The organism is Lactobacillus kefiranofaciens, from assembly GCF_900103655.1.
Classification (GTDB): domain Bacteria; phylum Bacillota; class Bacilli; order Lactobacillales; family Lactobacillaceae; genus Lactobacillus; species Lactobacillus kefiranofaciens.
The window spans coordinates 1-13,743 of sequence record NZ_FMXC01000013.1 but is presented as its reverse complement, the minus strand read 5'-3'; the positions used below and the strand labels follow the sequence as shown (position 1 = coordinate 13,743).

The window sequence follows — 13,743 nt, the reverse complement described above, 5'->3', positions numbered from 1 at the left end:
CCAATACAATAAAGCGTAAATAAAAACCTCGCTCTTCCAAAGAATGCGCGAGGTTATAATCATCAGTGTTTAAACCAAATCTTATAGCGCTCCCTGGGGACTAACCAGGACAGTCTATAGAATATTGTTCTATAGCCCAACGGCTTAGTACACGAATACTAGAGCCATTTCGGCGGCAACCCTGAGATAATCTTCTGCGTCTTCGCGGACTCCGAAATATCTTGTGATTGTCGCAACCTCTATTGCATTGGAAAATTATTTAACTAATGAAAAAGAATAAAAGAAAAATTAAAATTTGTCAAGCCCATCCATCATTGTAAGCGTAATCTCTTTTCTTCATGTCGGAAACATAGAGATTACCAGCAACGTAGTAGCGTAGTGTTTTATTAGCCCAAGTTGGATCAGATTGGTTGATGCCAACACGTTTAGCTGCAATAATTTCCCGGGCAATACGTTTATGCTGATCATTTAAGTCGATTGCAAATGGTGAATCACTCAAAAAATGCAGATTCCAGTTTTTATCATGGATGCCAAAGGCCTGCATCATTTTAGCAGGACCATTGGTTAACAAAACTCCACTTTTGCCATTGCGATTTTTAATCATTGTGTCAATGCCCCAGACGGGATGAATTGCTCGGATTAAAACTCCTTGTGGTTCGTTCCTCCTCTTGGCAGGCAACATCAAAGAAGAAGTATTGCCTTTGCGCATAGATGTAAATAGTACCGCCACGGCGATACAAGCCTTCATTAGCTGAGCTGCGGCGGCCACCATAAGAATGAGCTGCACGGTCTCGTTTTCCCATGTAGGCTTCCGCTTCAACGATATAGCCACCTAATTTTTCTTCACCATTGTCAAAAGTCAGAGGTCGTCCAATTAAGTCGCAAGTAATTTTATCAGTTGTGCGATTAGTAAAATAGTCTGCGTAATCCATAAATGCCTTTCTTGTTTTAATTTTTACTGTGTAGTTATACACTAATCTAAAAAGGGGAGGAAGATCAAATGTCAGAAATTAAATTAGTCAGAATTTATGATCATGAACAACCCGATGGCTACAGAATTTTAGTTGATCGGATGTGGCCGCGTGGCATGAGCAAGATCAAGGCAGATTTAGGTGAACGGGACAAGCAGATTGGTCCTACTAATGAATTGAGAAAATGGTTTAACCATGAAGACGAAAAGTTCCCTGAATTTAAAGAGAAATATATCAAGGAATTAAATGCCAACGATTTTACTCCTGAGTTCATTAAAACAGTAAAAGAAAAATTGCAAACAGGTGATGTCCTCTTTCTTTATGGTGCAAAAAATAGAGAGCATAACCAAGCAGTGGTTTTAAAGCAATACGTTGAAAGCAAATTGTAAACAAATTAAGAGACTTATCCCAAGAGATTGAGATAAGTCTCTTAATTTGTTTTTAAAGATGCTTGTGGCCGTGTTTTTTAACACGCCAGAAGTGGAAAAGAATGGTCAAAATTAAGATTGAAAAGACAATAATCGCAAAAGCTGTATTAGGCATTTCCCATTTAAGTGGTGGCAGTGCGAGTAATAGCTTCAATGCAATAATCCCAATCAAAACGTAAGCCATTGGCTGTAATTCTGGAATAATATCCATCAGCTTAATGATAATTTCGGCGACTCCTCTCATGCAAAGAATCCCGATCATTCCACCGATTAGCACAACTACTGGATTGCTTGAAACGGCTAATGCCGCAAGAACCGAGTCAATTGAGAAAACGATATCCATTGATTCAATTGAGATAACCGTTCGCCAGAATAATGACAAAACATGCTTTTTCTTTTTGCCCTTATGATGAGCTGCCTCGCGTTGTTCTTTTTCTTTAGCTTTTTCAGCAGCTTGCTTAGGGTGACGTTGATCATAGAAAAATTTGAATGACAAGTAGAACAAATATATACTACCAGCCAATTTGATTTCCCAAAAATGAATCAAGTAGGTTCCGATTCCGATGACGATGAAGCGGAAAAGGTAGGCCCCCCAAAGTCCATATAGCAAGGATTTTTCTCTCTCCGATTTGTTAGGCAAGACCTGTGTCTGTGCAGCTAAAACAACTGCATTGTCAACAGACAGCAGACATTCCATTAAGATTAGGGTAAGAATAATCATCCAATCCTTGCCGCTGGTTAAGACATGCGCCCAATTATTTAAATCAAAAAAGGGAGCATACATTTTAAGAATTGTCATGCAAGTGACTCTTTTCTAATTCTATTAATCTAATTTTTTCTTTTTGGCCTAAACGATAGGTTCCTACTCGATCGTTAGACAAAATGACCCGATGATCTGGAATAAACATTAATACAGGATTTAAAGCTACGGCATGAGCAACTGAACGTGAAGACGTTGCATCGGGTAGTGAAGTAGCTACATCTCCATAGGTAATTGTTGATCCATAAGGGATATGTTCTACTACAGATAATGCGCGTCTTTGAAATTCAGTTCCAAATTCAGAAATATCGAGTGGGACATCGAAAATTTTTCTTGTTCCGGCAAAATATTCTTTTAATTGTTGAACATAAGGTGCCAATTTTTTAGGATCACGTACAAGCATCCGGTGAGGGTAAAAGCTGAAAATTGGCGAAACAGTTTCATCCCCCTTAAGCCCTACATAAGTTAAACCGAATTCTGAAGCTGTTAAGAAATAAGTCCATGGCTTGATTGTAACGTAATCATAATAAAAGACCTCTGCCATGTTTTTTCACCGCCTAATCTGTTAGTTGGTAGTTTGTGTTATTTTAGTTTAATTTGTTGAATACATCAAGCGCGTCTCCGATAATTTGCTTAACGCCAGGAGTTGGAATTTCAGTTTTATTAACAGAATAGATCTTGGCGTTAGGTGAGCGGTAAGCTAGCAATTGCGCGAATGGATAAACAACAAAGCTGGTGCCACAAATAATGATTAAATCAGATTTTTGCATAATATTTACGGAATTATTTAGTGCAAGTGGATTAATTGCTTCACCGTACAAAACAATTCCTGGCCGGATGATGCCGCCGCAGTCCTTATGAAAATAGTTTTGGGCATATTCTTCATAAGATACGGGCTTATGACACTTGGTGCAATAGATATTATATAGATTACCATGAAATTCTGTTACATGTTGATTACCAGCTTTAGAATCAAGGCGATCAATGTTTTGCGTGATTAGATCACCCTTTTCATTACAGAATTTAGCAATTTTTTGATGAATTAAATTAGGTTTAGCATCGGGGAAGTACATGTTGTCCATGACGAAATGGTAAAACAATTCTGGTCGATGATAAAGCGTGTCTTCGCTTAAAATAGTTTCTGGACTTTCCTTAATCCCGTTGTAAATCCCATTTTTAGAGCGGTAATCAGGAATTCCAGAATGTGTAGAAACACCAGCCCCTGTTAAGAATACGATATGCTTAGCTTGCTTAATATCAGTTTGTAATTCATTTATATCTGGTTTCATTTTTGCCTCCATAATCGACATACTTTAATTATAGAACAGTCCTTTGTTATAATGAGAAGTAATAAAATTATTGAGGAGAATTTTTATGGCATATCTGTCCTATTTTTACATTATAGTTAATCTTTTTATGCTGGCATATGCTTGTTATAGTTGGTATTGGCAAGCTAAAGTAGAAGTTCGTGGGCATTATCGTGTCTCCTCAATTGTCTGGGCGATAATTTTTATCTGGTTGGGCTTCACCTGGAATTATATTGAAAAAGGCGATCCAGGGATTAACGTTTTCTTGGCATTATTCTTGTTAATTAGTATTGTTGATGGCTTTTCTGGCTTTAGTTCTAAGAGAATGGTAGTTTCTGGTTACTTCAAGCGTACGGTTAAGTATGATGAAATCGCTAATATCACGCTAATTGATGTGCCTAATCCTAAGAAGCCGCTAGTTATGGCAATTTTTAGAACTAGCAATAATAAAGCTTATATGATGCGTTTTCGTATTTCGGTGCAAGAAGTGGTTGCTATTTTGCAAAAATACATTGGTAAAAATATTCCAGTTGAGATTCAATCATAAGATTGGGGATAACATACGAGAAAAACTTTGCAAGGTTCGTAAGGCGCGACCTTGTTTTTTTATTTCTGCTCGGGTAAGCAGATGCGATTTTTTCATATCATCTTCAAAAACATGGGCCATTTGACGATTGAATTTGCGATCATAGAAAACAGCATTAGCTTCGAAATTTAGATCATAAGAACGATAATCTTGATTCATTGACCCCACAGTTGAAAATTTGTCATCAATAATAGTGGTTTTAGCATGCAAGAAGCCGGCATCATAGATGTAGATTTTGACACCGCAACGGGTTAATTCGTTAGCGTACCATTGGGTAGCGCGATAAATAAAAGGATGATCAGGTTTGCACGGGATCATAATCCGCACATCAACACCGGACATAGCAATCGTCTGCCAGACGGCAAAAACAGCATCATCAGGAATTAAATATGGAGTCTGAATCCAGAGTCTTTTTCTGGCTAATAGCATCATGCGCATCATGCCGTTACGCAAATAAGGACTATAACGGTCTGGTCCATCAGAAATAATCTGAGTAGGGATGTCGCCTTCGTGAATATCTTCTTCATCTAGATTGGGAAAGAGCGTGGAGTTAAAGCGAATGAGCTGATCGGTTCGCTTGATTGAAGCGTTCCAATCCATCACGAAGCGTTCTTGCAGCAATAAGGATGCAGACCCTACAATCCGCACTTGACTGTCACGCCAATGGCCGAATTTTTTCTTTTTGCTAAGGTATTGATCGCCAATATTGAAGCCGCCTGTCCAAGAAATATGACCGTCAATCACGACGATTTTTCTATGCAAGTGGTAGTTGATGCGGTATCTAGTGATCATATTTTTAGAGGTAATGAAGGGCAAGACTTCACCGCCAGCGTCACGCAATTGATCAAACCATGCTTTAGTTGCGCCCATTGACCCCCATGCATCATAGATGACGCGCACTTGCACACCTTGCTTAGCTTTTTTGATTAGTAATTGCAGTACGCGATTGCCGATATTATCGTTATAAAAAGTGTAGAACTCAACGTTGATTGTTTCCTTAGCTCGGACCATATCTTTAAGCATGTCATGACAGAAGGTCTCACCTTCGGTGTAAAGTTTTATTTGATTGTTCTTGGTTAATGGTGCTTCATTATTGTGGTTAAAAAAATTAATAGCAATATCTGCATCGTTGGAAGTATCTGATGAACTGATTTTTTTAGGGGCCTTGGCAATTGACTTTTGCACGTTCCGTAAGCCAATATGATGCTGCTTGTTAATTGCAAAAATATTTTCCTGGGAAATACCTCGGCCAAAGAAGGCATATAGGGTGATTCCGATAATGGGAAAAATTAATAAAATAATTAACCAGGCCCAAGTGGTGGAGACGGACCGTCTACGGTGGAAGACAATGTAGAAGGCTAGAATCGTATTTGTGATAAAAATTATTCTAATGAGATCATGCCACCAAATCATTTATTTCCTCCAAAATAAACCTTACTTTTTTAATTCAAGAAATTTGTCAACAATATCAATTACGAATGGATTGTCATGCATCCAGCTGTGTTCTGCGTCGTTTTTTCCCCGGATCTCGACTTCCTGATAGAAGTGTGCCTTGGGAGCCAAGATATAACGAATGCTTTTGGCAGAAACAACAGAGATGAACTTATCCGTGTTGGTATTGTCTAAAACGTTGCCGTAGATGTTTAATACCGAGATGTTAGGATTGAATTTTCTACGATTGAACAGTAGATATAGATAGTGCGGATTCATCATGCTCGGGCGGCCATTTTCGTTAAGCACATTAACGTTGGGAATATCGCCTAGGTAGGTTAAGCCGTCAAAAGGTCCAGCGATGAGGGCACATTTGACTAAATGGGGAAATGACTTGCTGAAGTAATGTTTCATTTCCGTGCGAATGATGCAAGGACAGGCTAGAGAATGGGCCACGGCAATATATTTTTTGAAACCATATTTTTGGGCTAAAAAGGGCAAAACAAAGCTTAAGTAATAGTCAATACCATAGATTCCTACGATTCTCTGCCGAAAGGCCACTTGAATGATAGGGTTCTTGTCATTGGTCCAGGTGCCTTCTAGTTTAAAATTGCGGAGCAAATCAACGGTGACTTTCAAGAACTTTTTACTGCCTTTGTCGTGCAGAGCTCGATGAACTAGGACGTTAGTGGTGTAATCTCCACCGCGAAAGCCATGGAAGTAGATAATAGGCACCTGCTCTAGCTGACTATTTTCGATGGTGGCTTTATTTTCAATATGTTTTTTATGCAGTTTAAGAAAGATGCGGGTTGGTGCAAAGGTGGCTAATAGTCCTAAAGAAATCATATTGAACATGCTGGGCTCTTCTTGGAGATCATGTTGATGATTTTTCTCGGCTTCTTCCGCGTATTTTTTGGAGTTAAAGAACAATTTAGTCACCTGCTTACTAGTTTTTTCTTATAATTAAAGGTAATAACAAATATATTTTACCATGAGTAATAATGTTTTGATTTTTGAGGTAATAATATGAAGTTTTATGCAGTAAAAAAGGGCCGGCAACCTGGGATTTATCGCACTTGGGATGAGGCTAAAAAACAAGTTGACGGCTTTTCAGGAGCAGAATATAAGTCTTTTGAGCAAATCACGGATGCAACAGAATATTTAGACTGGAATGAAAAAACGCAGGGTGAAGTGCTGCAAAAAGATGAGGACACTTTGCAGCAAGCGATTAAAAAGATTAAACAAAAGAGTACAAATGTCAAAAATGATGTTGTCGCACCCAAAAAGAAAAAAGCAGTCAAAAAACAAGCCCATAGCAATCCTCAAGATTACTTTGCAACTACCTATACTGATGGCGGTACTCGTAATACAGGCGTCTTTAAGGGTGGGCATGTGAAGAAAACCGATAAGGCAGCGTGGGCTTATCTGATTGAATGGGATGAGCAAAAGGTCCATGGAGCCGGTGGCGAATATGGTGCAACTAACAACAAAATGGAACAAACGGCCTTAATCAATGCTCTTAAAAAACTGATTGAACTTGGCTTTAATAAACAACATTTGCTTTTTGTCCTTGATTCTCAATACGTGCTGAATGCTATTAATAAACATTGGCTGGCTGGCTGGAAAAAACGAGGCTGGAAGCGCTCAAATGGCCCATTAAAAAATGTTCCAGAATGGCAAGAATTGGATCGTCTGCTCCAGCAATTCCCTGATAGCAAGTTTGAATGGACTAAGGGCCATGCTAATAATCGCGGTAATGAATTTGTGGATCATGCATTGAACCGTTATATGGATCAAAAAATGTAAAGAAAAAGCCATAATTATCAATTTGATAGTTATGACTTATTTGTTAGCGCAAAATTACGCCGCCGAATAATCCCTGGAAGAAGTTAACGATACTGTCCCAAATTTGTTGGAACAAGTTACGGTTCTCAGGAGTATTGAATTTGTTGAAAATATTTTTAGCCCCATCTTGAATTTGACTAGAAAGCTTAGAGGCTTGGCCCTTGAAATCGCCATTTTTTAGTGCACCAGAATCACGAATTTCGATCAAAAGGTTAACAATTTGGTTCTTTTGGTTGTTGTTAATGGTGTCACCCAAATGATTGATGTTGATTTGGTTATTAACAATATCGCGAATTTGACTATCGGAAATATTTTGCCCTTGTTTAGCCATTTGTGACTTGGCTCCAGCAACAGCGTTGTTTAACTGGGCATCAGAATAGCCTTTTTTATTCTTATTGTTTTGAGTAATTCCGCTCAATGTGTTCATCTCGTCTTGAGCCGCGTTGACTTGTTTTTGGTTCAAGGCATTGCCGTTTTTGGCATATGCGGCATAGACACCAGCTAATGCACCAGAGCCGTCGATTGGAATAGCACTAGTGACATAAATATTGGCATCAGTAATTCCGGCGGTTAACGCCGCATTCTTATATTGGTTGGCGGTGATAGTAGTGATATTGTCTTTGCCATTATAATCTAGAATCTTAACGTTGATCCCAGAACCTTGACTAGTTTTTTGAATCATCGCACTAGACCAAACACCAGAAGAAGTGGTGAAGTTATCGCCTGATGGATTCAAATATTTAACTAAGTCAGAGCCAGTTACTGTAATGGTTTGATAGTTGCCGCCATTTAATGGAGCAGTCAGGGTCTTTAATGTGCCTTGCTTTTGCTGATCGGTTAATGATGTCCCCAAGGTAACTACTGGCGTATCATCATCGGCTAAAGCTGTGTGCTGAGTAAATGAAAATGTCGCGACTAAGCTGAGCAAAAATGCTGTTAATAGTGTAATTGTTTTTTTCATGATTTGCTTCTTTCTTTTAGCGAATGTTTATTCTATTTGATAGAAAACATTATACTAAAAATTCATAAAAAGGTAATCATCAATGCCTTAAATCTTTCTTAAATTCGCCCTAATTCTTGAAGATGGTATAATAAGTAGCAACAAAGGGGGACATTATGTTACAAGTGCCTAAGTTAACTATCATTATGCCGGTCTATAATACGGCACAATATCTGCCACGTGCTTTTGATGCTTTGCTTAAGCAAATTAACAAGAGTTTTAAGTTGATCGTGGTCGATGATGGTTCAACTGATAATTCAGTTGAAGTAGCTCAGAGCTATGCCCATCGCTTTCCATATTTTAAATTAATCCCCCAAAAAAATGGTGGTCCATCAGGCGCACGCAACGTGGGGATGCAGTATCTCGACACGCCATATGTCACCTTTCACGATGGCGATGATTGGGCTGATCCAGGCTATACCGCGTTTTTTATTAGGGCTTTTGAGGAGCATCCTGATGTTAGTTTAGTTTCGTGTGGTTATTGGCTTGATTATCCAGATAAGAAGGCTCGAGTTGTAGGTCATCCCGAAGGTGGTTTATTAACGCGAGGAGAGACCTATCTTAAGTTAACCAATGTTTTTGGTTCACCGATGAAAGGCTATAGCTGGAATAAGGCTTATAAAACTGCGATTATTAAGAAATTTAATTTAAAGTTTGATCGTGATATTTCTTTATTAGAGGATCAGATTTTTAATGTTAAGTATATTTCTGTAGCTAAAGGCGTTTATTATACGCAGAGGCCATACTATCATTATTGGCAACGCAAGGGCAGCATTATTCACCAGCCGAATATTAAGAAAGTTGCGGATAATTTCCGGGGGAATTATCGGGTATGGCATAAGATTATTAAGACGATCTTCAAAGATCATGAAGAAGAGAAAGCACACAAAAAACTGACTCGTTCAGCTTTGCGTGATAGTGATGCGCAATAAAGGGGAACTTTGATGAAAGAAAAAGTTAATGGAGTCGAATTCTATTACCATAAATTAGGCAAAGGGACGCCTTTGCTTCTTCTTCATGGGCATCATTTAGGTGGCGGCATGTTTGATAAGATCGTAGCGCCACTTTCTCTTTATTACACCGTTTATGTGCTAGATATGCGTGGTCATGGTCTTAGTGAAGGCGATATTGCCGAGCATTATCAGACTGAAGTAGAAGATGTCTATGCTTTTATTAAACAGGTAGGCATTGAAGATTGTTATTGCTTTGGCTTTGATGCTGGTGGCTTAGTAGCCATGATGTTAGCTAGAAAGCATCCCAATATTTTTAAGAAAATGATTGTAGCAGGTGTTTTTGTTAATGGTGCTGGTATTCGTCCGTATCATTATTTAACTGAAGGATTTCACCGTTTTCTTAAGTTAGATCGCGATAGTCGGGTGGAATTAACCGAGTCATTTATCTCAGTTGATGATTTGAAAAAAATCACGACGCCAACCTTATGCGTGGTTGGGGAAAAGGATTGGGTTAAGGTCGAACATGTCCGGTGGTATAGTCAGTTTATGCCTAATGCACGATTAATAATCATGCCCCATCAAACCCATAATAGCTACGCGGTTAGAAGCTTAAAATTGCTTGATGTAATTAAGGAATTTTGTAAGTAGTACGCGTGATGCTAGCTAAATCACTGTAAAAGCTGTGAGGATAATAATGTCAAAGTGGACCAAAGCGTTAAAAATACAAATTTTTATTTCAAGTATATTGACGATTTACTACAGGTATGCTTATCCTAATGCTTTTAAAGATCCAGGCATTGAAATATTAAATAAATATGGTAGTGGAATAGTTCTTTTTTCGTTAATCACTTCATATATATTACTTTCAAATATTAATAAAAGTAAATATATTAAGTGTTCGAGTCGAATATTTAATGTAATGTTTTTACCATATGATTTTGCAAAAGTGTATTTAATTGCCTTTCAAATACTATTCAAAAATTATTCAACTTTTAATCTTTTTATTGGGATTATTAGAATACTAGGATTTACATTAATATTTATCCCACTGACTATTGTTAGCTTCAGTAAAATTAAAACGTGACTATTACGATTAATAAGTATCGAAGTAGTAATACGCGTGGTGCTAGTTAAATCGTTCTAGACAATACGCCATATTGTAAGCTAAAACTGCAACTTCAAGCCGTTCCTGAAAACCTGTTAGACTCCGAGCACGATTATTTTCAGCGTTGTAATAGCTAAGCAAGGAGAAATCGCTCTCGATTGTTCTTCTGATAGCCATTAGCTGATGATCATTGTGCTCTTTGGCGCCTTGCGTGTTTTTGCGGTATGGTGTCCAAAGTTTATAGCCCATTTGTTTTAACTTGAAAGCTAAATCTTTGCCGAGGTAGCCTTCATCACCTAAAAGATAATGGTTAACAGGATGGGCATTGGCCATCAGTTCTGTAGTTTCCTTGGCATCATGCACTGATGCTTTAGTTACTGCGTAATCAAGCAAGTAGCCGTCATCACTTACAATGGCATGAACCTTAAAGCCATAATAGTAGACTTTTTTCGTTGCTTTGTATCCAATATCAGCCATATCGTGAAAGATTTTAACGCGATAATTGCGAACAGGATGACAGACCGGAACAGGAAAACTATCAATAATCAATATTTTGCCTGACAGATCTACTTCTTGGTTCAGAACATGACGAATCAAGTAAATCAGTGGTAAAAGTTGACGAGATCTGCGATTAAATCTTGAATGGGATAATCCTACAAAGAATTTACAGAATCTTCTTTGAGATTCGATTCCTAATTCTGCTTGCCAGATAAGCATAGCCAGTATAGAACTATCAGATATCTTGGTCTGATCAGTATTTCTGCGATGCTTCAAAGAATCCGGTGCATACAGCTTGTACCAGGAACGACAAATCATATTCAAACGACTAAAACTAACTTGTAAATGGTGAGAAAAACGCTTAAGCTTGAGGTAGTTCAATCGAGTCAGACTCTTTTCTATTATTACTATTTACAAGTCGAGTCTAACAAGATTGGACTTTTTATTTAACTAAAACGATTTAACTAGCACCACGCGTGTAGTAATATATAATTATTTGCTTCTTAATTAATTATCCTATAGATAAAAATAGTATATTGATAAGTTCTATTGAAAAAAGTAGTCTTGTTTTTGCAGCCTCATTTATTGTATTTCTCTACTGGCTATTGAAGGCATGGGGACTAAAAAAAGAGTAAGTTTAAAACAGAAATGGACAACAAAATCATTAATTATGTCTGCTTTCTTAGTTGCTTTTTTTGATTTGGTATGATTTTTTTGCTTCATTTATTCAAATTGCACCAGACTTAAAAGGAGCAGTTTGGAATTTGAGTGTTTTAAATCCAGCACGATCATTATTTTTTTATTCTAATTCTGCATTAGTTTATCTTACGTCAATTAATGGAGGAATACTCGAAGTATTTGAGAGATATGCTTTCATAGTAGTTTTAGGCTTAGCATTTAAGAGCAAAAAAATGCGAGTAGAATTGATTATTTTGCTAAGTTCTTTAATTTTTAGTTTAAATCATTATGTTAATATTCTGTCAGAACAAGAGAGCTTCATGAATACAACATTTCAAGTAATTGATGTATTTAGCTTTGGTTGCTTGTTAGCGATTGTCTACTTATATACAGGAAAATCATGGCTAGCTATGATAATACATACAACATGGGATTTTATAATATTTGCAATGACTTCAGATGCTCTAGGAATGGAGAGCTTTCTATATGTCTACGATGGTAGTGCTGGTTACTAATTTAGTCGCACTACCTGTGATTATATATATGTTGACGGGGGGACAGAAAAAATAGAATTAAAAATAATTTAAAGAAGGTATTGACGCCTAGAGTAAGAACATTATAATTATTTGATCGTTTTTTTGTGGATTTCTTCTAGGTTATCATGTATGGGTACGTTAATGTAGACAGGCGGTAAGTGGTAAAATATATAAGTGTAAACTATTAGATTTAATCGGGGACTTTTTACAATAATTAAAGGGAGGAAATTATGGTTAAAGTTGTAGTACTTGGTGCTCACGGTCAAGTGGCCCAAATTGCAGATAGATTTTTATTTGCTGATAAAGACGTTCAAACTTCATTATTCTTACGCAATGCTAAACGCATGGAAGATAAGAAAAATCAAGCTACAATTTTTGAAGGCAGTGCAACCGATGCCGCTCAGCTTGAAAAAGCAATGAAGGGGCAAGACATCGTTTATGCCAACTTGGGCGGTAAAGATGATATTGACTTGGAAGCCGAAGCAACTATTGAAGCAATGAAAAATACCCATGTTAAGCGATTGATTTGGATTTCAACTTTAGGCATTTATAACGAAGTTCCTGGCAAGTTTGGTGAATGGAATAAGGAAACTTTAGGCGACTACATTACTGAATATGCTAAAGCAGCTAAGAGAATTGAAGAATCTGGCTTAGACTACACAATTATTCGTCCAACTTGGATGGACAATAAGGATGAAGTTGACTACGAAAAGTCTAAGAAGGGTGAACCAATCAAGGATACTGAGGTATCACGCAAGTCTGTTGCTGCCTACGTTTACTATTTGATCAAGAATCCTAAGGAAGATGTTGGCGAATCAATTGGTTTAGGCAAGCCAGGTACTGAAGGAGACAAGCCAAGCTGGTATTAAAATGCATTTAACGATTTTAGTAATTAACTGGGGAATAGCATTAGCAGCGATTTTTGTTGCCTTTGAAGGTAGAAGAGAAAAGTTCAGCCTCTTTAATGCCGGGCTAACTGCTATTATCTTTGGCATCATTTTTTTACTAGGGACAATTCCTGTTTGGCACGATTTTACGGCTTCATCGATGATAATTTTTGTTGCTATTATTTTAATTGTTTTAGGAATTATCATGTTGGTGATTAGCTGGATTACAAGAGAATATCACATGATCGAGTGGACAGATATGGCAGTCTCGTTATTAGTGGCTGCAATTTGTTTGTTGTACTTGTTACCACATAAGGGGCTAGCTTATCTCGTGGTACCGGAATTAGCCATGATCGGCGGTTTGGTTTTGCTGTATCTAGTGAAGACGAATAGATTAAGATAAGGTTTTAATGAAAATCGCCCGGAAATCCTCGTATTTTAATGCGGGGATGGATAGGGCTCGCCGTCTTTAACGGCATTGTAGATTTGATCGTTGATGTACTTTTCTACTACTTCTTTAGACATATTTCCTACGCTGCCAAAGTAATAGCTGGGTGACCATAAATGCCCACCCCACATCTTGTTTTGCTTAATTTCAGGATGATTCTTGAAGAATAAAAAGCCGCTTCTTCCCTTGAGTGCTTTGACTACGCTTGAGCCTGATTTTGATGGTCTAAAGCTAATAAGCAAATGAATATGTTCAGGCATTACTTCCATTTTTTCAATTTTGATTTGATTATCTTTAGCTGTTTGTTTGA

16 protein-coding genes, 1 pseudogene and 1 riboswitch are annotated in these 13,743 nt (G+C 37.6%); of the genes and pseudogenes, 8 read left to right on the top strand and 9 right to left on the bottom strand.

Annotated elements, in window-relative coordinates:
• Window positions 1–76: 76 nt before the first annotated feature.
• A riboswitch (Lysine riboswitch) is annotated at window positions 77–250 on the bottom strand.
• Between the two features lie 48 nt (window positions 251–298).
• Window positions 299–932: pseudogene (locus BLP58_RS06180) on the bottom strand (DNA-3-methyladenine glycosylase).
• A 68-nt stretch (window positions 933–1,000) separates the two neighbouring features.
• On the opposite strand from BLP58_RS06180, the gene BLP58_RS06175 reads away from it, so the two are divergent.
• A complete protein-coding gene (locus BLP58_RS06175) occupies window positions 1,001–1,360 on the top strand; it encodes a DUF488 domain-containing protein (RefSeq protein ID WP_013855120.1) in 360 nt (119 codons plus the stop codon).
• 52 nt (window positions 1,361–1,412) lie between these two features.
• Here BLP58_RS06175 and BLP58_RS06170 read toward each other — a convergent pair whose 3' ends face one another.
• From BLP58_RS06170 to BLP58_RS06160, 3 genes are read right to left on the bottom strand one after another with little or no spacing between them, the layout of a single operon-like run.
• A complete protein-coding gene (locus BLP58_RS06170; protein ID WP_013855121.1) occupies window positions 1,413–2,198 on the bottom strand; it encodes a TerC family protein in 786 nt (261 codons plus the stop codon).
• On the bottom strand, window positions 2,185–2,703 hold the full coding sequence (locus BLP58_RS06165) for a methylated-DNA--[protein]-cysteine S-methyltransferase (protein ID WP_013855122.1): 519 nt from the start codon (window positions 2,701–2,703) through the stop codon (window positions 2,185–2,187). Before BLP58_RS06165 ends, BLP58_RS06170 begins: the two co-directional genes overlap by 14 nt.
• A gap of 43 nt (window positions 2,704–2,746) precedes the next feature.
• The gene (locus BLP58_RS06160) at window positions 2,747–3,448 is read right to left on the bottom strand and encodes an NAD-dependent protein deacylase (RefSeq protein ID WP_013855123.1); all 702 of its coding nucleotides are present in this window, start codon (window positions 3,446–3,448) and stop codon (window positions 2,747–2,749) included.
• A gap of 85 nt (window positions 3,449–3,533) precedes the next feature.
• Here BLP58_RS06160 and BLP58_RS06155 point away from each other — a divergent pair, with 85 nt between their 5' ends.
• On the top strand, window positions 3,534–4,013 hold the full coding sequence (locus tag BLP58_RS06155) for a hypothetical protein (RefSeq protein WP_013855124.1): 480 nt from the start codon (window positions 3,534–3,536) through the stop codon (window positions 4,011–4,013).
• Here the strand turns inward: BLP58_RS06155 and cls are convergent.
• Together cls and BLP58_RS06145 are read right to left on the bottom strand one after the other, a co-directional pair.
• Window positions 4,008–5,465: a cardiolipin synthase gene (gene cls / locus BLP58_RS06150; RefSeq protein ID WP_056956894.1), complete on the bottom strand. Its 1,458-nt coding sequence runs from the start codon at window positions 5,463–5,465 to the stop codon at window positions 4,008–4,010. The genes BLP58_RS06155 and cls overlap by 6 nt on opposite strands.
• Before the next feature lie 21 nt (window positions 5,466–5,486).
• On the bottom strand, window positions 5,487–6,413 hold the full coding sequence (locus BLP58_RS06145) for an alpha/beta hydrolase (protein ID WP_056940934.1): 927 nt from the start codon (window positions 6,411–6,413) through the stop codon (window positions 5,487–5,489).
• A gap of 96 nt (window positions 6,414–6,509) precedes the next feature.
• Here BLP58_RS06145 and BLP58_RS06140 point away from each other — a divergent pair, with 96 nt between their 5' ends.
• Entirely contained in the window at window positions 6,510–7,289 is a 780-nt protein-coding gene (locus BLP58_RS06140) for a ribonuclease H family protein (protein WP_013855126.1), read from the top strand.
• A 43-nt stretch (window positions 7,290–7,332) separates the two neighbouring features.
• Here the strand turns inward: BLP58_RS06140 and BLP58_RS06135 are convergent, their stop codons facing one another.
• Window positions 7,333–8,289: a DUF1002 domain-containing protein gene (locus tag BLP58_RS06135; protein WP_013855127.1), complete on the bottom strand. Its 957-nt coding sequence runs from the start codon at window positions 8,287–8,289 to the stop codon at window positions 7,333–7,335.
• A 155-nt stretch (window positions 8,290–8,444) separates the two neighbouring features.
• Between BLP58_RS06135 and BLP58_RS06130 the strand changes: the two genes are divergently transcribed.
• Both BLP58_RS06130 and BLP58_RS06125 read left to right on the top strand, forming a co-directional pair.
• Window positions 8,445–9,260 (top strand): glycosyltransferase family 2 protein, encoded by an 816-nt coding sequence (locus BLP58_RS06130; RefSeq protein WP_013855128.1) that lies wholly within the window; start codon window positions 8,445–8,447, stop codon window positions 9,258–9,260.
• 12 nt (window positions 9,261–9,272) lie between these two features.
• Window positions 9,273–9,929: an alpha/beta fold hydrolase gene (locus tag BLP58_RS06125; RefSeq protein WP_056956892.1), complete on the top strand. Its 657-nt coding sequence runs from the start codon at window positions 9,273–9,275 to the stop codon at window positions 9,927–9,929.
• A 478-nt stretch (window positions 9,930–10,407) separates the two neighbouring features.
• On the opposite strand, the gene BLP58_RS06115 is transcribed toward BLP58_RS06125, so the two are convergent.
• Window positions 10,408–11,265, bottom strand: coding sequence for an IS982 family transposase (locus BLP58_RS06115; RefSeq protein ID WP_013855130.1), 858 nt, complete (start codon window positions 11,263–11,265; stop codon window positions 10,408–10,410).
• A gap of 314 nt (window positions 11,266–11,579) precedes the next feature.
• Here BLP58_RS06115 and BLP58_RS06110 point away from each other — a divergent pair, with 314 nt between their 5' ends.
• The 3 genes from BLP58_RS06110 to BLP58_RS06100 all read left to right on the top strand — a co-directional run bounded on the left by BLP58_RS06110 (window position 11,580) and on the right by BLP58_RS06100 (window position 13,388).
• Window positions 11,580–12,077: a CPBP family intramembrane glutamic endopeptidase gene (locus BLP58_RS06110; RefSeq protein ID WP_013855131.1), complete on the top strand. Its 498-nt coding sequence runs from the start codon at window positions 11,580–11,582 to the stop codon at window positions 12,075–12,077.
• A 251-nt stretch (window positions 12,078–12,328) separates the two neighbouring features.
• Window positions 12,329–12,967, top strand: coding sequence for an NAD(P)H-binding protein (locus BLP58_RS06105; RefSeq protein WP_013855132.1), 639 nt, complete (start codon window positions 12,329–12,331; stop codon window positions 12,965–12,967).
• A gap of 1 nt (window position 12,968) precedes the next feature.
• Window positions 12,969–13,388 (top strand): hypothetical protein, encoded by a 420-nt coding sequence (locus BLP58_RS06100; protein WP_013855133.1) that lies wholly within the window; start codon window positions 12,969–12,971, stop codon window positions 13,386–13,388.
• A 35-nt stretch (window positions 13,389–13,423) separates the two neighbouring features.
• Here the strand turns inward: BLP58_RS06100 and tnpA are convergent.
• A partial coding sequence (gene tnpA, locus BLP58_RS06095) for an IS200/IS605 family transposase (RefSeq protein ID WP_074484254.1) occupies window positions 13,424–13,743 on the bottom strand: 320 nt, incomplete at its 5' end.

Excerpts from the sequence above, each read along its gene's own strand:
- BLP58_RS06175 (WP_013855120.1), top strand. The coding sequence starts at position 1,001 with ATGTCAGAAATTAAATTAGTCAGAATTTATGATCATGAACAACCCGAT.
- BLP58_RS06170 (WP_013855121.1), bottom strand. The coding sequence starts at position 2,198 with ATGACAATTCTTAAAATGTATGCTCCCTTTTTTGATTTAAATAATTGG.
- BLP58_RS06165 (WP_013855122.1), bottom strand. The coding sequence starts at position 2,703 with ATGGCAGAGGTCTTTTATTATGATTACGTTACAATCAAGCCATGGACT.
- BLP58_RS06160 (WP_013855123.1), bottom strand. The coding sequence starts at position 3,448 with ATGAAACCAGATATAAATGAATTACAAACTGATATTAAGCAAGCTAAG.
- BLP58_RS06155 (WP_013855124.1), top strand. The coding sequence starts at position 3,534 with ATGGCATATCTGTCCTATTTTTACATTATAGTTAATCTTTTTATGCTG.
- cls (WP_056956894.1), bottom strand. The coding sequence starts at position 5,465 with ATGATTTGGTGGCATGATCTCATTAGAATAATTTTTATCACAAATACG.
- BLP58_RS06140 (WP_013855126.1), top strand. The coding sequence starts at position 6,510 with ATGAAGTTTTATGCAGTAAAAAAGGGCCGGCAACCTGGGATTTATCGC.
- BLP58_RS06135 (WP_013855127.1), bottom strand. The coding sequence starts at position 8,289 with ATGAAAAAAACAATTACACTATTAACAGCATTTTTGCTCAGCTTAGTC.
- BLP58_RS06130 (WP_013855128.1), top strand. The coding sequence starts at position 8,445 with ATGTTACAAGTGCCTAAGTTAACTATCATTATGCCGGTCTATAATACG.
- BLP58_RS06125 (WP_056956892.1), top strand. The coding sequence starts at position 9,273 with ATGAAAGAAAAAGTTAATGGAGTCGAATTCTATTACCATAAATTAGGC.
- BLP58_RS06105 (WP_013855132.1), top strand. The coding sequence starts at position 12,329 with ATGGTTAAAGTTGTAGTACTTGGTGCTCACGGTCAAGTGGCCCAAATT.
- BLP58_RS06100 (WP_013855133.1), top strand. The coding sequence starts at position 12,969 with ATGCATTTAACGATTTTAGTAATTAACTGGGGAATAGCATTAGCAGCG.